The 15,740-nt window shown below is 54.1% G+C and carries 14 protein-coding genes; 2 read left to right on the top strand and 12 right to left on the bottom strand.

Going from position 1 to position 15,740, the window contains the following annotated elements; genetic code table 11:
* Position 1 precedes the first annotated feature (1 nt).
* From RID21_RS12540 to RID21_RS12590, 11 genes are all read right to left on the bottom strand, one after another.
* Complete coding sequence (locus tag RID21_RS12540; RefSeq protein ID WP_350189310.1) at positions 2-640, bottom strand: Hsp20/alpha crystallin family protein; 639 nt, start codon at positions 638-640, stop codon at positions 2-4.
* 209 nt (positions 641-849) lie between these two features.
* A complete protein-coding gene (locus tag RID21_RS12545; RefSeq protein WP_350189312.1) occupies positions 850-1,101 on the bottom strand; it encodes a hypothetical protein in 252 nt (83 codons plus the stop codon).
* Positions 1,102-1,103: 2 nt separating this feature from the next.
* Positions 1,104-2,174 carry an FAD:protein FMN transferase gene (locus tag RID21_RS12550; RefSeq protein ID WP_350189314.1) on the bottom strand — a complete coding sequence of 357 codons (1,071 nt, stop codon included), beginning with the start codon at positions 2,172-2,174 and terminating at the stop codon, positions 1,104-1,106.
* Positions 2,161-3,384 (bottom strand): NADH:ubiquinone reductase (Na(+)-transporting) subunit F, encoded by a 1,224-nt coding sequence (gene nqrF / locus RID21_RS12555; protein WP_350189316.1) that lies wholly within the window; start codon positions 3,382-3,384, stop codon positions 2,161-2,163. Before nqrF ends, RID21_RS12550 begins: the two co-directional genes overlap by 14 nt.
* 43 nt (positions 3,385-3,427) lie before the next feature.
* On the bottom strand, positions 3,428-4,039 hold the full coding sequence (gene nqrE, locus RID21_RS12560) for an NADH:ubiquinone reductase (Na(+)-transporting) subunit E (RefSeq protein WP_145045036.1): 612 nt from the start codon (positions 4,037-4,039) through the stop codon (positions 3,428-3,430).
* A 1-nt stretch (position 4,040) separates the two neighbouring features.
* Entirely contained in the window at positions 4,041-4,664 is a 624-nt protein-coding gene (locus tag RID21_RS12565; protein WP_155365036.1) for an NADH:ubiquinone reductase (Na(+)-transporting) subunit D, read from the bottom strand.
* Between the two features lies 1 nt (position 4,665).
* Positions 4,666-5,469, bottom strand: coding sequence for a Na(+)-translocating NADH-quinone reductase subunit C (locus RID21_RS12570; RefSeq protein WP_350189318.1), 804 nt, complete (start codon positions 5,467-5,469; stop codon positions 4,666-4,668).
* Positions 5,459-6,703 (bottom strand): NADH:ubiquinone reductase (Na(+)-transporting) subunit B, encoded by a 1,245-nt coding sequence (locus tag RID21_RS12575; RefSeq protein WP_145192555.1) that lies wholly within the window; start codon positions 6,701-6,703, stop codon positions 5,459-5,461. Before RID21_RS12575 ends, RID21_RS12570 begins: the two co-directional genes overlap by 11 nt.
* A 219-nt stretch (positions 6,704-6,922) precedes the next feature.
* On the bottom strand, positions 6,923-8,269 hold the full coding sequence (locus tag RID21_RS12580; protein WP_350189320.1) for a Na(+)-translocating NADH-quinone reductase subunit A: 1,347 nt from the start codon (positions 8,267-8,269) through the stop codon (positions 6,923-6,925).
* Between the two features lie 467 nt (positions 8,270-8,736).
* Positions 8,737-10,419 (bottom strand): 3-keto-alpha-glucoside-1,2-lyase-like domain-containing protein, encoded by a 1,683-nt coding sequence (locus tag RID21_RS12585; protein WP_350189322.1) that lies wholly within the window; start codon positions 10,417-10,419, stop codon positions 8,737-8,739.
* Positions 10,420-10,619: 200 nt separating this feature from the next.
* A complete protein-coding gene (locus tag RID21_RS12590) occupies positions 10,620-12,095 on the bottom strand; it encodes a sulfatase family protein (RefSeq protein ID WP_350189324.1) in 1,476 nt (491 codons plus the stop codon).
* Positions 12,096-12,474: 379 nt separating this feature from the next.
* On the opposite strand from RID21_RS12590, the gene RID21_RS12595 reads away from it, so the two are divergent.
* On the top strand, positions 12,475-13,488 hold the full coding sequence (locus RID21_RS12595) for an ROK family protein (RefSeq protein WP_350189326.1): 1,014 nt from the start codon (positions 12,475-12,477) through the stop codon (positions 13,486-13,488).
* 65 nt (positions 13,489-13,553) lie between these two features.
* Positions 13,554-15,362, top strand: coding sequence for a translation elongation factor 4 (lepA, locus tag RID21_RS12600; protein WP_145192571.1), 1,809 nt, complete (start codon positions 13,554-13,556; stop codon positions 15,360-15,362).
* A gap of 16 nt (positions 15,363-15,378) precedes the next feature.
* Here lepA and RID21_RS12605 read toward each other — a convergent pair whose 3' ends face one another.
* On the bottom strand, positions 15,379-15,729 hold the full coding sequence (locus tag RID21_RS12605; protein WP_350189328.1) for an amidohydrolase: 351 nt from the start codon (positions 15,727-15,729) through the stop codon (positions 15,379-15,381).
* Between the last annotated feature and the right edge of the window lie 11 nt (positions 15,730-15,740).

Consider the following 15,740-nt stretch of genomic DNA (forward strand, 5'->3'; position numbering starts at 1 on the left):
TTTAGAAGCTGGTGCCGGATGCACTGTTGATCGGAATCTGACGCGGCTTTTCTGTCGAAGCCTTATCCAGCTCGATGCTCAGAATTCCGTTTTGCACGGAAGCAGAGACCTTATCCGGATCGACGGCAACAGGCATGGGAACCGAACGTCGGAACTGGCCTGAGGGACGTTCGCTCATCCGCACAGTCTGACCGGCGGTGGTTGTTGTTCCGGTGCTACGTGTTCCGGTCACTGTCAGCATATTGCCGGCCAGTGTGATGTTAATCTCTTCGGCAGTTACGCCGGGCAGATCAATGTAGACCTGAACCTGCTCGTCCAGTTCCATCAGATCGACTCGGGGAACCCAGACGGGGTCGTTCCCAAACAGGCCCAGACGATCCAGCGCCCGCTCTCCCTGTTCGACGGCGACCCCCAGCAGCTTGTCGAACTCGGTGCGCAGCCGCTCAATGGAATTCGGAATGCCCGTAGAGTCAGATTGCTTGCCTGTAGATGATTCCTGCGACTCCGACTGGCTGGATTCGGACTGGGTCGATTCTGAATAGGTAGAGCCAGACTGTTCGGCCTGGGTCTGTTCCGTGGACGCTTCTTCGGTATGAATATAAACGGGATCCGGCTGGCCCGGTTGATCGGCTGATGACATGCTAAACTCCTCTTCCGAGTGCGACTGACGTCGCGCTCATTTCAAATGTGATGTTCCACAAAAGCGCTTCCCCTGCGGGTGGAATCCACTTTTGACTGTATTGTCTCACATCTGATTCGAACTGCCAGTAAAAATCTTGAAAATTACCGGCGGATTTTATGAGGGAGCTGTCATTGACTGACTATAGTAAGCCGATTGAAGCGGTCAGGCTATTTCGCGCCGGAGGTCAGACTGGTATCTTCTTCCTCGACAGCACAGGAGCCGGCGGCCGTCGCGTGATCTTGCTCTTTCATCTTGTCGCCGACTGAGCAACCACCGCACTGGGAGCAGCCTTCGACCCCATCGATATTGTTCAGACCGCCACATGAGCCTTTGATACACCGGTTGCTGAAGATCACACCAACGGCCATCCCCGCGAAGGCCAGGGCAAAGATTCCCAGAGCAAACAGGACTGTTGACATAATTACTGCTCCTCACCGAACTGCTTCTGCCAGGCAGGCGAGAAGCGTTCTGTAAAACCGGCGTCTGTTTTCACGATAAAATAAGCGGCGATGTCCCGCTCTTGTACCCAATTATACCCCTCAGCGGGGCCTAATACCATCAGGCATGTCGCGATCGCGTCGCAATTCATGCAGGTTTGCCCCACCACGGTGACCGAAGCGAGCCTATGAGTCGCCGGTCGCCCGGTACGGGGATCAATGGTATGTGAATAGCTGACGCCATCCACCTCATAAAAATTACGATAATTGCCCGAAGTCGCCATCGACAGGTCGGACAGAGGAACAATCTTCTGCACCACCCGGGTTTCACTCACCGGCTTTTCGATGCCGACCTTCCAGGCTTCGCCGCGCTGATTGACGCCCCGGGCCCGCATCTCGCCACCGATTTCCACCAGGTAATTTTCGATGCCGCGTGACTCGATGAGTTCGGCAACCGCATCGACACCGTAGCCTTTTGCGATAGCCGACAGATCGACGTACACGTCGGGAATCAGTTTCTTCAGTGCCGCAGGTGACTCCTGCACCTGGATATGATGATAACCCACCTTCTTGCGGGCCGCTTCAATCTTTTCGTCCGCAGGCAGCGTTTTCTTGCCAGGATCCGGACCAAAGTGCCACAGGTTGACCAGTGGGCCGACGGTCATATCGAAGGCCCCGTCACTGTCCTCGCTCAACTCGAGACCGGCAGCGACGACTTTGACCACGGCAGGTGCGACGGGTAACCATTGATCTGGTTCTGCCCGGTTGAACAGAGACAGTTCCGAATCTTTGATGTAGGTCGACATCTCCTGGTTGATTTCCACGAGCAACTGATCGACATCTTTTTTCAGCTGCCCGCTATCAACCTGTTCTTTCGCAGGGGAACAGACCGTAATGTGATAGGTCGTTCCCATCGTCGGGCCTTCGATCTGCTGCTTCTGTAATGCAGCAGAACCGGGGCCTGACTCATCATTCCGGCACCCTGTGACCTGCAGGCAACACAGCAGCAGGCCGAGAGTCCAGAACCACGCGGAATGTCTGTTAACCGAAGTCATCGTACCGGACGTTCTCAGGTTCAACTCCCAGATCATCCAGCATGTTACGTACGGCGGACAACATCATTGGCGGACCACAGATGTAGTACTCACAATCTTCCGGAGCAGGATGCTTACTCAGGTATTCGTCCAGCAGTACCTGGTGGATGAAGCCCTGCAGACCGGTCCAGTTGTCTTCCGGCATCGGATCTGAAAGCGCGATATGCATCTTGAAGTTCGGGAAGTCTTTTTCGATTGCCCGGAATTCATCTTCGTAGAACATTTCACGCATACTGCGGGCACCGTACCAGTAGGAGACCTTCCGGTTGGTTTTGCGTTCTTTGAAGAGTTCGTAGATGTGAGATCGCAGGGGAGCCATACCGGCACCACCACCGATGTAGATCATTTCGGCATCGGTTTCCTGGATAAAGAACTCACCGTAAGGACCGGAGATAGTAACTTCATCACCTGGCTTCAGGTTAAAGATGTATGAGGACATCTTCCCGGGAGGAGTGCCATCCGGTGCGCGGGGCGGAGGTGAAGCCACTCGCACGTTGAGCATGATAACGCCTTTTTCGCCCGGATAGTTGGCCATGGAGTAAGCCCGGATGACCGGCTCTTCGACCTTGGACTCGAACCGCCAGAGATCGAATTTGTCCCAGTCTTCTTTATATTCATCGGGGATGTCGAATTCGCTGTATTTGATATGGTGCGGCGGGGCTTCGATCTGAATGTATCCACCCGGCTTGAAGTTCACGTCTTCGCCGACGGGCAGTTCCAGAACCAGTTCTTTAATGAAGGTCGCCACGTTGTCGTTGGACTTAACCTTACACTGCCATTTCTTGGTTTCGAAGACTTCAGGTGGTACTTCGATGTCCATGTCAGCCTTGACCGGCACCTGACAGGAAAGCCGGCAGCCTTCACGGACTTCGCGGTTGTTAAAGTGAGAGCGTTCGGTCGGCAGGATATCACCGCCGCCCTCGAGCACGCGAACCTCACATTGAGCACAGGTTCCCCCACCACCACAGGCAGATGAGACGAAAATCTGATTCTCGGCGAGAGCGCTCAACAGCTTCCCGCCCACGGGAACTTCGATTTTCTTCTGCTCGTTCACAGTAATTGTGACGTTACCGGAGGCAACCAGTTTTGATTTCGCGACCAGAATGATGGCGACCAGGGCCAGCACAATGCCCGTGAACATCACCACGCCTAACAGAATTTCTATACCCATGATTAAACTTTAACCGCTCAATAAATTAGGAAAATGTTAAGTCTCAGAGCTGGATACCGGAGAAAGCCATGAAGGCCATCGCCATCAGTCCAACGGTAATAAAGGTGATGCCCAGACCGCGTAATCCCGGCGGAACGTCACTGTATTTCATTTTCTCCCGCACGCCTGCCAGCGCCAGGATCGCCAGTGCCCAGCCGACACCGGAACCGAATCCGAAGACGCAGCTTTCGGGGAAGTTATAATCGCGTTCCACCATAAACAGGGTTCCCCCCAGGATCGCGCAGTTCACGGTAATCAGTGGCAGGAAGATCCCCAGCGAGTTGTAGAGAGCGGGAACGAACCGGTCGAGGGTCATTTCCAGGATCTGTACCATCGCTGCAATCACGCCGATGTAACAGATCAGACCGACGAAGGTCAGGTCGACATTGGGATAGCCGGCCCAGGCCAGTGCCCCCTTCTTCAACAGGTGCTGATAGATGATGTTATTGACGGGAACGGTAATCGTCTGAATGACGACCACAGCGATCCCCAGGCCAAAGGCAGTCTTCACATTTTTGGAAACGGCCAGAAAGGTACACATTCCCAGGAAGAAGGCCAGTGCCAGGTTTTCGACAAACAGACACTTGATAAACAGGCTCAGATAATGCTCTAACATGTTATGCTTCCTCCACCTGATCGGTTTTCCAGACTCTCAGAGCCCAGATTGCGAAGCCAATAATAAAGAATGCACTGGGAGGTAATAACATCAGGCCGTTGGCTTCGTACCAGCCGCCTTCCCGGGTCAGTTTCATCAGAGGGATTCCAAACAGGCTCCCCGAACCGAATAACTCTCGGAAGAAGGCCACCAGCATCAAAATGGCACTGTAACCCAGCCCGTTTCCGATCCCGTCCAGGAAGCTGATGCCAGGCTCGTTTTTCATCGCGAACCCCTCGGCACGCCCCATCACGATACAGTTGGTAATAATCAGCCCCACGAACACGGACAGCTGCTTGCTGATTCCGAAGGCGAAGGCCTTGAGGAACTGATCGACCAGGATCACCAGTGAGGCGATGATCGTCATCTGCACGATAATGCGGATACTGCCGGGAATCTGCAGACGGATCGAAGCGACTGCGGCGTTCGAGCAGGCGGTCACCAGGGTTACCGCGATACTCATCACGAGTGCGGTCTCCATCTTGGTTGTTACCGCCAGAGCGGAACAGATTCCAAGGATCTGCAACGCAATCGGGTTGTTATTAAAAATCGGTCCGGTCAGAACCTCTTTTTGCCGTGAATTCATATTACTTTCCCTCCTTTTCCCGAACTCGTTCGAGATAAGGCTTAAATCCTAGATCACCCAGCCAGAAATCCAGCAGGTGGGTTACGCCGCGAGAGGTAATGGTGGCTCCCGAAAGGCCGTCCACTTCGTGTTCCGCATTGGGGGAGTCCGGATTGACGCTCCCCTTAATGACTTCGATATCGGGCTGGAAGTCGTTATTGTAGACTTCTTTGCCTTTCCATTGTGCCTTCCATTTGGGGTTATCGACTTCACCACCCAGCCCGGGTGTTTCCCCCTGTTCGTAGAAGGTCAACCCCTGCACGGTGGTCAGGTCGGTCTGCAGAGCCAGGAAGCCCCACATGGTAGACCAGAGACCCTTTCCGCGGACGGGCAGAACATACTGTGTCAGCTGACCGTTCTCATCGTTGATCAGGTAGACCCAGGAATAATTTTCGCGACGTTTGATCCCGGCGATGTCCTTGCTGGGCTCGATTGCCGAGCTCAGTTTGGGATTGTCTATTGCCGCCTTCTGGTCGTATTCCGCAGGATTGGGGAACAGTTCCTTGTCGTCGGTTACGACTTTTCCGGAGTCGAGATCAATGATAATCCCCTCAACCCGTTCGTCATAAATCTTCATGACGTTCTTCGCGTCGTCACCCGGTTGGATCAGGCCCGCCACGGAGAGGATGTTCTTTTTACGTTCAATCTCTTTATTCAGTTCCTGCTTGCTGCGCAATCCGACCGCAGCCCCGGAAACCAGAATCGAGCAGACCACACACAACGTGGCCGATACGATAAATGTGAAACCTATTGAATCACGCGACATTTCGCGCCAACCTTCTTTTAATGTTTGCTTGAACCACGTAATAATCAATCAGAGGAGCGAAGACGTTGCCGAACAGAATCGCCAGCATGATCCCCTCTGGATACGCAGGATTGACCACCCGAATCAGGATTGTCATTCCCCCAATCAAAATTCCATATAACCAGCGTCCGGTGTCAGTCATCGCTGCGGAGACCGGGTCGGTCGCCATGAAGACCAGACCGAAGGCCAGGCCGCCGACAACCAGATGCCACTGCGGAGGCATGGCGAACATCGCGTTGGTATTGCTGCCGATCATCCAGAGCAGTGTGGCTAAGCCCATCGATCCAGCAAGCACACCTGCCATCACGCGCCAGGAACCGACGCCGATCAGGATCAGGAAAATCGCGCCCAGCAGACAGGCCAGAGTCGAAGTTTCACCCATGGACCCCTGAATGGTTCCCAGGAACGCCTGTGACCAGGAGATACCGAGGCCTCCCTCAGAGATAGGGTTGGTGACTGCTTTCATGCCGACTTCGGGAGCAGCAGTTGCCATCTGCCCTAATGAAGTAGCACCACTGAAGCCATCAACGGCGGTCCAGACAGTGTCACCCACGATCTGTGCCGGATAGGCAAAGTAGAGAAACGCACGCGCCGTTAAAGCGGGGTTAAGGAAGTTTTTCCCTGTACCGCCGAAGATTTCTTTACCGACGACCACACCGAAGCTGATGCCCAGTGCAACCTGCCAGAGCGGAATCGTGGGAGGCAGCGTTAACGGGAACAGCATCCCGGTCACCAGGAAGCCTTCGTTGATTTCGTGACGCCGCACGATACAGAACAGACCTTCCCAGGCCCCCCCTACGGCCATACAGACGATGTAAACGGGCAGGAAGTAGAGTGCCCCATGCACCAGGTTGGAGAGCAGGCTGTTCGCATCGGGAACCACGCCCAGCGAGGACATGATCGCGCCCCGCCAGCCCGGAACCGATTCGATGCCCATGGTACTCATCGCCGCATTGGCCTGATACCCGGTGTTATAAAGTGCCATAAACACACAGGGCAACAGAGCCACAATGACCATACTCATCATGCGCTTCAAGTCGATGGAATCGCGCACATGAGAGGCTTCACTGGTCACTTCACCCGGCGTATACAGGAAGGTATCCTGCGCTTCGTAAAGTGGGTAAAGCTTCTCGAACTTACCACCTTTATCGAAGAGGGGGTGCATCTTATCAAGAAGATTTCGTAACGGCTTCATTTCGAGGTTTATCTTTCCTGTTTGACAGCCCCTGAATCAGGCTCAGGCGGGCCATCAGCAACTTTGACTGTCTCTGACTGCGAGCCGAAACGAATACGTTCCAGAGCGATCAGTCAGGCTGACATCTTTCAAAACAAATTGAGTTATCCGGCTTACAATCACACACAGTGAAGGCTTGGCGAGTTTCACAGTCAAAGCCCTTCCCGGGCCAGCACTGTATCAGCCCTCGATTTCAATTTTGGTCAAATTGTCTCGCAGCAGTGATCCGTAGTTGTATTTGCCCGGGCAGACAAACGTGCACAACGACAGATCTTCTTCATCCAGCTCCAGGCACCCCAGTAGTTTTGCCTGTTCGGTGTCTTCTGTAATCAGTGCCCGCAACAGGAAGGTCGGCAGGATATCCAGCGGCATTACTTTTTCATAAGTGCCGATGGGAATCATGGCTCGCTTACTACCTTCAGTGGATGTAGTGAAAGGCACTTTCTTGCCTTTACCGATCCAGGAAGAAGCAAACACAGGCACGACCGAAAACTTATTGAACCCGGGGCCCATCCAGCCCAGGAAGTCACGGTGTGTTCCCTCTTTGAGCGCGGTAACCTGCAATGCATAGCGTCCCAGGTAGGCAAAGGGGCCTTCGGCTGTCCGGCCGGCGAGAGCAGAACCGGAAATCACCCGATCGACGCCTTCTTCCAGGTTGCCGTCCGTCAGGTCAGCCAGACTGGCTCCCATGATGGTTTTCATCAGTTTCGGATTCTTAACCACAGGACCCGCGATAGAAATCACGCGTTCGTTGTAAAGCTGACCGGTGCTAAAGAGTTTGCCAATCGCGATCACGTCCTGGTAGTTGATGTACCAGACGGTTTTCTTATCACTGACCGGATCGAGGTAATGAATGTGTGTGCCAGGGAGACCTGCGGGGTGCGGGCCGCCGAATTCTTCGACTGTCACAAAATCCAGTTCGCAGCCTGGCAGATTGGTTCCCGGTGCTTTACAGAGATAAAGCTTGCCTTCGGTCAGTGTCTTCAGAACCTGCAGACCCTGTGAGAATGCACGGGGCTCTTCGCTCAAGACCACTTCCGGTGGTGGAGCGAGAGGATTGGTGTCGATGGCGGTCACAAAGATCGAATGCGGAGTCGACTCGGGTGAGGGCACTTTGCTGTAAGGACGGGTCCGCAGACTGGTCCAGAGTCCGGACTGCAGCAGGTTCTCTGTAACTTGCTCGCGGGTCAGACTGGCGAGCTGACCTTCTTCGTAAGAAGTGAAGGTCTCTTCTTCTTCGCCGGCGAGCTCAATCACCAGGGATTGAAAAACGCGTTTTGCACCGCGGTTGATTTCAGTCACTTTCCCGGCAGCGGGAGCGGTGTAGATGACGCCTTCGATCTTTTTGTCGCTGAACAGCAACTGACCTTTTTTAACGGTATCACCGACTTCAACAGCCAGCGTCGGTTTCATACCGATATAGTCCGGGCCGATTAAAGCAACTGATCGAACTTGTGGCCCGTTTTCGATCAAAGCGGAAGGCTCACCTGCGATGGGCAGATCCAGCCCTTTTTTAATTGTAATCATTGAATTATGAACCTGAATGCAACGAGTGTTTCTGACTGACTCGCCTGATGTGGTATCAATCACCACCTGAATGCTGTACAAATCCGATTAAGGGCGTTTCTGCTGTGTGCTTGCTGTTTTTATAGGCGCAAGATCTCTAGTGCCCAATAATTCGCGGTTATTTTACACAGATCCCCCTCGTTTTGTAGTGAAAGCAGGGAACAAATTGGATCATTTTCCATTCTGTATCAGAAAAGCTCGATTCGTAGTTCATTCAGCACCTTTTCCGCGATTCTCAATGCTGAGAACCGATGCGTAATGCCTCCGATTGCCACGCATATCAGGTCTTTCCAGGAGAATCTCCCAGCCTGTTTCCTGATGTCTCAATCCGATTTCAACGCTTTTGATCACTCAAAAAAAACCACCTGAGAACAACACGCTCTCAGGTGGCGGGATTTGACTTTGATGGTTTAGAGTTTAGTTTCGGCTTACAGTTCCAGCAACTTTACATTCTTATACCAGACTTTGTGTCCGTGGTCCTGAAAACCGATGTAACCTTTCCTCGGGAAGTCTTTGACGGCTGCTTTGAACTTGTGTGAAGAACCATCCAGACGCTTGCCCGGCTCGGTCCATTCATCTGCATTCAGTTTGGCAACAACTTCACCATTCACGGCGACGCTGATGTGCGGCCCCTTACAGGTGATTTCAAAATGAGTCCATTCGCCAGGTGCGCTGGCCAGATTCTTTGCAGGTGACACGAGGTCATAGATCGCACCGAAATCGTGCATACCAGTGCCGTCACCACTCAAGACCTGCGCTTCGAAGCCGGTCTGCACGGGATTCTTCAGATCACCCACGCGGAAAAAGATTCCGGAGTTGCACTCTTCAGGCATCTTGACATCACACTTGAATTTGAAATCACCAAATTCTTTATTGTAGACAATCAGGTAACCACCCGACTTGTAAGGCACCAGTGCGCCGTTTTCAATCGGGGCTGCAATCTTCTTACCGTTGCTGCACATCCAGCCTTTGTAGTTTTCGCCGTTGAACAGCAGCTTCCAGCCTTCTGCTTTTTCCGCTGCAGTCAGCTTATTATCTGATTCTGAAGCACCGGAGTCAGCCACATCGAGCCTGGCCAGCTTCTTCGCAGCCTGCTTTTCAGCTTTTTCCATCACGCTTGCCAGGGTGACTTCTTTGCCACCCTGCCGTTTACTTTCGTCAGCAGCTTCCATGAATGCGTAAATTTCCAGTGTCTCTTCAGGGCTTACAGGCGGCTTGCCGGTACGGAAGAACTTCACGATCTCCACCAGCAGTGGCTTGTAACCGTCGTAACCACCCACGGCGACTTCACCGTTTTTACCGACTGCGGTTCCACCATAACCTTTAGGGGTTCCTTTGCGAACACCAGCGAAATGCCCTTCACGACCACCGGCCCATTTGCCGGCGACTTCATCCCGATCAGCATTGCTGACTGTACGGGTGACAGACTCACAACCAGGTCCCATCACGGTAAACAGAGTTTCGACACCGTGGATCCCGTACCAGTAGAGGTCGGGGTGAGTGCTTTCCAGCGAACAGGGGCTGTGGGTGCTGGCCTTCATGATCTTCCCCTCTTCGCCGTTCCGCAGACGCTGTGCGCCCTTGGCAAACCGCAGTGATGAAGATGAGAACATGGGAGTATTGTATTTTTTGGAGAGTTCGAACAGAGCGACGGCATCGGTCAGCGAGGCAGCAATCGGCTTGTCGATGAAGACCGGCTTGCCTGACTGGAGAACTGGCAGCGCCTGTTTCAGGTGCGGACGACCATCGTTTGTTTCGAGGAAGACCACATCGACTTTCTCCAGCAGTGCGGGAATGGAATCGACGATTTCCACGCCCATTTCTTTCACCTGCTTCGTATAGCCGGGAACGCGGGAGACACTGGATTCAATATCCGGGCTTCCCTTGGGATAAGCGGCAACGATTCGACAGCCGGCCAGATCCCCTTCCGGATTGCCGGTATTCAGCATCTTGGTGAAGGCAATCGCATGCGAGGTATCCAGGCCGATAATCCCGGCTTTGAGCACCTTCTTGGCATCTTCAGCGGAGACGGAGCTGCCCAGGGCGACTGTTAACAGCAGCAGGGCGCAACAGGCCTGACAGAAAAGACGTTTAAAAAGTCCAGAGTTCATAATGTTCCTCTATCGTGGATGACAGGTAAGCTGATACGGAAACAGGCAGGGAAAGCGACTGCGTCTGCACAGAAGGTGCCGCCTTCGATTTCCTTATGAATGTTTATAAAATCGATTATGGTCAACCCAGTGAACCAAATGCAATCGCACGGCGGCTGGGAGTCGGAATTTTCAGCGTTTCCTCCGCAAAGTGATGCAACTCAATCGGCGTAGTCTTTGCCATTCAGGCTATCAACCACTGAATGCTGCCAGCCTTCCAGGGCGGCTTTCATCTTCTTGAACCGCTGCGGATCCTGTTTGGACAGATCATGCTGTTCGGATGGATCCTGCTTGAGATTATACAGTGTGAATTTCGGCGTCCCCTTTTTGTTTTCCATTTTCAGGACTTTATAATCGCCGTCGATCAGTGCAGCAGAACCCGGAAGTTTATCCTGGGAATACTGTGTTTTCAGACTGCCTGCATCGGCATCCGGAACCGGTCCGGGTGGGTTGGGTTTGCCGGGAGACTGCTGTTTCTGCAGCGCCAGTAGAATATCCGTGCTGCGTTTAGGATGCCCCTTCGTGGGATAGGTCCAGAAACCCATCGGTTTGTTACGGGACATTTTGTGTCCTTCGATGAGGGGCAGCAGGCTTTCACCATCCAACGTAGGCTGATGTGAGACCTTCGCGCCGGTCACAGCAAGCACTGTCGGATAGATGTCAATGGTGCCGCAGGGCATGTCTGAGATTTCCGGTTTCTTGATGACCGCTGGCCACTCGATCAGGGATGGCACGCGAATGCCCCCTTCCCAGAGGTTCCCTTTATAACCGGCCAGACCGCCGGTCGCCTGAGAGCGGGGTCCGTCTTTTTTGAACTGGGGAGGTCGGGGACCGTTATCGCTGGTGAACCAGAGCAGAGTATTTTCCGCGAGCCCCAGATCACGGAGCTGCCTTCTCAGATGCCCCATTGCGCGGTCGACGCCGCTGATTTCACCAAAATAGTTCTGGAAAGCAGAATTCTGATTGGGATACAGGGATTTGAGTTCGTCCACCGCCTCGTGGGGCAGATGCGGATTACCAAACCAGATGACTGCCAGGAAGGGCTGCTCTTTTTTCTGAGCTCCCTTCATGAAGTCGAGCGCCGCATCGACGGTGACGCGAGAACTTTCTCCCTTGAGCTGCTCGACCATTCCGTTATGGCTCATGTAAGGATCGTTTTCATAGAAGTTCGGACTCGAAACCCATTCGTCAAAGCCGCTGTTCCCCGGAGAGACAGGACTGTTAGCCTGCACCGAACCGAGGTGCCATTTCCCGAAGTGACCGGTTGTGTAACCGGCAGACTTGACCGCCTCAGCGACTGTGACTTCCTGCGGACGCAAGGTATGTCCCCAGCTGAAGCAGGCGAAGCGGTTCGGGTGTCGTCCGGTCAGAAAACTGCCTCGAGTAGGCGAACAGACGGGCGCTGCTGCATAAAAGCGGTCCAGCCGCAGACCAGAGGCAGCCATATCATCCAGATGCGGCGTCTTGATTACGGGATGTCCGTTAAAGGAAGTTTCGCCCCAGCCCTGGTCGTCGGTCATGCAGAGCACGATATTCGGCCGTGCTGCTTTTTCAGCGGCGTGCAGGCTGACAAGGGTACTGGAGAAACAGAATCCACAGAGAAGGAGCAAAGCGGAGCAGACGAAGCGACGTATCATATTGTGACCTCGGGGTTGAATCGGGGAGGCAGGTAAGCGAGTCGATATTTCATCCTGTCCCAAATCAGACAGGGCGCCAAGGTTCTTTCCCGGGCCGGCACTGATTTTCTGCAAAGTTCTTCTGAGCACGCTCTCATGCCTGAAATGCCGGGTTCGGGAGCCTGAATTGCCGTGCTGATGATTGCATCCCCCCTGCCTGCTCGGCTATACTTCTCACGTGTATCCGGACCTCCCTCTGAACTGACGTCGATTGCTGTTTTCCCCTGCCACAATCAACTTACGTCTTCAAGGCAATGATTGAGACTGCCCCAGCCTCATTCGGGGCACGTTTGAGAGTCGTTCCAGAATTCCAGAGAAATACAGAGGAACCCCAGGCAACATGAATCCGACAAAGCCTCAAGAACCTTATTTTGTCGGCATTGATATCGGTGGTACGAACGTCAAGGTCGGTATCGTTGATGATGCCGGCCAGACACTTGCCTTCTGTAAAACGAGCACCGACGTCCCTTCAGGCGTTGAGGCGGGCCTGAAAAACATCTACCAGGCCATCGACGATGCCCTGGCTAACTGTCGGCTGACGATGGATGACATCAAAGCCATCGGTATCGCCACTCCCGGCACGATGGATATTCCCGGGGGCAAACTGGTCGATCCGCCGAACCTTCCGACCTGGAAAGGTTTTCCGATCCGCCAGACCGTCTGTGATCATTACGGCGGCAAACCGACGATCTACCAGAACGATGCCAACGCGGCCGCCTATGGAGAATACTGGATCGGCGGTGCCCGCGAGGCTCATAGTCTGGTGTTCTGGACACTGGGCACGGGCATTGGATGTGGTATTATTATAGACGAAATGATCATCGAAGGTCGTCACTCACACGGAGGCGAATGTGGACACATCGTCATCCAGATGGATGAAGGACGGTTATGTGATTCAGGACAATATGGTACACTCGAAGCTTACGCGGGTGGCACGTCCCTGGTAAAGCGCTGCCAGGAACAGCTGGACGCCGGTCGCGAGTCCGTCCTGAATGACATGCTGCAGCAGGGCCAGGAACTGACTCCCCTGCTGATCTCCGAGGCCGGAGAACAAAACGACGAACTGGCAACAGAGCTGATTATGGAATCCGCCCGCTGCCTGGGAGTCGGCACGACAAACCTGATGCACACCATCGATCCGGACATGGTTCTGTTCGGCGGTGCAGTGACATTCGGAGGCAAGGGTACTGCCCAGGGAGATCGTTTCCTGCAGCGCATCAAGGAAGAGGTCCAACAACGCGCGTTCTCGGTTCCCTACGAGAACACGATCATCGACTACGCAGAACTCGGAGCAGACGCCGGATACATTGGCGTCGCCGGCTGTGCGCGACTGGCCTGCCTCAAAGCAGAATAAAATTAAAACGTGCCCGGTAGAATAAACGCCGGGCGGTCTGAACGACAGGAAACCGAGATACCTTTATGGCAACTGAGCCCCGTCTGATTCGAAATTTTTCGATCGTAGCACACATTGACCACGGGAAAAGTACGCTGGCTGACCAGCTGCTCCTGAAAACCGGCGCCATCACGGAGCGGGAATTCAAAAACCAGATTCTGGATGACCTGCAGATTGAGCAGGAACGCGGAATTACGGTCAAAGCCCGCACGGTAGTGATTCACCACAAATACAAAGGTGAAACATACGAGCTGAACCTGATCGACACCCCCGGTCACGTCGACTTCCATTACGAAGTCTCCCGCAGCCTGGCTGCCTGTGAAGGCGCGCTGCTGCTCGTCGACGCCTTTCAGGGTGTGCAGGCCCAGACCGTCGCAAACGCCTACGCCTGCATCAACGCCGACCTGTCGATCATTCCGGTCGTCAATAAAATCGACCTGCCTGTCACCCGGATCGACGAAGTGCTGGAAGAAGTTGAATCGGTCGTCGGTCTCGACCCCGAAGAAGCACTCAAAGTCAGCGCCAAGAGCGGGATCGGCATTGAAGACGTGCTCGATGCCATCGTCGAACGCATCCCCCCTCCGAGTGGCGATCCCAGTGCACCACTGCAGGCACTGGTCTTCGACAGCAAGTACGATCATTACCGCGGCGTTGTTACCTACGTCCGCGTGGTCCAGGGAACGGTAGAGAAAGGCCAGACAGTCGTCCTGATGCGGGGCGGTACCAAGCTGGACATTATCGAGATCGGCCAGTTCACTCCGCACATGAAAGCCGTCAAGTCGCTGGGGCCCGGACAGGTAGGTTACCTGGTCAGTGGTGCGAAAGAACTCAGCCAGGTTCACGTGGGGGATACCATCGCCGACCCCAAAAAGCTGCCGGCTGCCCCTCTGCCCGGTTACCAGACTCCACAACAGATGGTGTTCTGCGGGATGTATCCCATCGAAGCCACCGACTTTGAAAAGTTGCGTGAAGAGCTGCAGAAGCTGAGCCTCAACGACGCCAGTTTCAGTTTCGTACCAGAAACCAGTGACGCTCTGGGCTTCGGCTTCCGTTGCGGCTTCCTGGGCATGCTGCACATGGAAATCATTCAGCAGCGTCTGGAACAGGAATTCAATATCGACCTGTTACAGACCGCGCCCAACGTGACTTACGAAATCCTGGAGCGCAGCGGCGAAGTTTTACACCTCGATAACCCGCAGGATGTTCCCGATGCAAGCCGCATCGAAGAATTTCGCGAACCGATCGCGCTGGTGAATTTCATCCTGCCTGCAGAGAACATCGGCACCATCATGCAGCTCTGTTCCGACCGCCGCGGGATCTACAAGAATACCGAGTACCTGGGAACCAACCGGGCACAGTTGGTTTACGAACTGCCACTGGCGGAAATCGTCTACGACATGTACGACCGCCTGAAAAGCGCGACCAAGGGTTACGGTACGATGGACTACGATATCATCGGCTACCGTGCAGCCGATCTGGTCAAGATGGACATCCTCGTCAAAGGGGAACGCGTCGATGCCCTCTCCACGATCGTGCACCGCTCACAGTCCGAGCGTCGTGGGCGCGGTCTGGCGAAGCGGCTCAAAGAGGAAATCTCGAAGCACCAGTTTGAAATCCCGATTCAGGCCGCGATTGGCGGAAAGATCATCGCCCGCGAGACGATCAAAGCCCTCCGCAAAAATGTGACCGCCAAGTGTTACGGTGGTGACATCACCCGTAAGCGCAAGCTGTGGGAAAAACAGAAAGAGGGCAAGAAACGCCTCAAGCAGTTCGGCCAGGTCGAGATTCCCCAGAAGGCGTTCCTGGCGGTACTGGATGCGACCAAAGAAGAGTAATTCGACTCGAGCGGAACTACTCTTCGACGTCTGCCAGTAATGCTTCGAGCGCCTGGGTGCAGCCTTTCATTGAGATCACAGCCTGCTCAAAGTTGGTGTGCAGTGATGCTTCCGGCGCATCCAGTGCAAACTGATCAGTGGCTTTGCGGAGCCGACTGATTTTTTTGCGGAGCATCTTGAGATACGCGTCCGGATCATCCACGCGGGTTTCCAGTGCCCGCGAAGCATCAAAGACAGCCCGCGTGATTCCCATGAGCTCCGGGTAATCGTCGACTTCATCGCAGTGCTTGATAAACGTGCGCACCATCCAGGCATGCGCCAGGACCACCTGACTGCGCTCTACCAGTTCCTGTTTGCTGATCGACATGACGTCACTCT

It is taken from the genome of Gimesia sp., assembly GCF_040219335.1.
Classification (GTDB): domain Bacteria; phylum Planctomycetota; class Planctomycetia; order Planctomycetales; family Planctomycetaceae; genus Gimesia.

What these genes read in the sequence shown, in the direction of transcription:
- RID21_RS12540 (WP_350189310.1), bottom strand. Translation starts at nt 640, where the DNA reads ATGTCATCAGCCGATCAACCGGGCCAGCCGGATCCCGTTTATATTCAT.
- RID21_RS12545 (WP_350189312.1), bottom strand. Translation starts at nt 1,101, where the DNA reads ATGTCAACAGTCCTGTTTGCTCTGGGAATCTTTGCCCTGGCCTTCGCG.
- RID21_RS12550 (WP_350189314.1), bottom strand. Translation starts at nt 2,174, where the DNA reads ATGACTTCGGTTAACAGACATTCCGCGTGGTTCTGGACTCTCGGCCTG.
- nqrF (WP_350189316.1), bottom strand. Translation starts at nt 3,384, where the DNA reads ATGGGTATAGAAATTCTGTTAGGCGTGGTGATGTTCACGGGCATTGTG.
- nqrE (WP_145045036.1), bottom strand. Translation starts at nt 4,039, where the DNA reads ATGTTAGAGCATTATCTGAGCCTGTTTATCAAGTGTCTGTTTGTCGAA.
- RID21_RS12565 (WP_155365036.1), bottom strand. Translation starts at nt 4,664, where the DNA reads ATGAATTCACGGCAAAAAGAGGTTCTGACCGGACCGATTTTTAATAAC.
- RID21_RS12570 (WP_350189318.1), bottom strand. Translation starts at nt 5,469, where the DNA reads ATGTCGCGTGATTCAATAGGTTTCACATTTATCGTATCGGCCACGTTG.
- RID21_RS12575 (WP_145192555.1), bottom strand. Translation starts at nt 6,703, where the DNA reads ATGAAGCCGTTACGAAATCTTCTTGATAAGATGCACCCCCTCTTCGAT.
- RID21_RS12580 (WP_350189320.1), bottom strand. Translation starts at nt 8,269, where the DNA reads ATGATTACAATTAAAAAAGGGCTGGATCTGCCCATCGCAGGTGAGCCT.
- RID21_RS12585 (WP_350189322.1), bottom strand. Translation starts at nt 10,419, where the DNA reads ATGAACTCTGGACTTTTTAAACGTCTTTTCTGTCAGGCCTGTTGCGCC.
- RID21_RS12590 (WP_350189324.1), bottom strand. Translation starts at nt 12,095, where the DNA reads ATGATACGTCGCTTCGTCTGCTCCGCTTTGCTCCTTCTCTGTGGATTC.
- RID21_RS12595 (WP_350189326.1), top strand. Translation starts at nt 12,475, where the DNA reads ATGAATCCGACAAAGCCTCAAGAACCTTATTTTGTCGGCATTGATATC.
- lepA (WP_145192571.1), top strand. Translation starts at nt 13,554, where the DNA reads ATGGCAACTGAGCCCCGTCTGATTCGAAATTTTTCGATCGTAGCACAC.
- RID21_RS12605 (WP_350189328.1), bottom strand. Translation starts at nt 15,729, where the DNA reads ATGTCGATCAGCAAACAGGAACTGGTAGAGCGCAGTCAGGTGGTCCTG.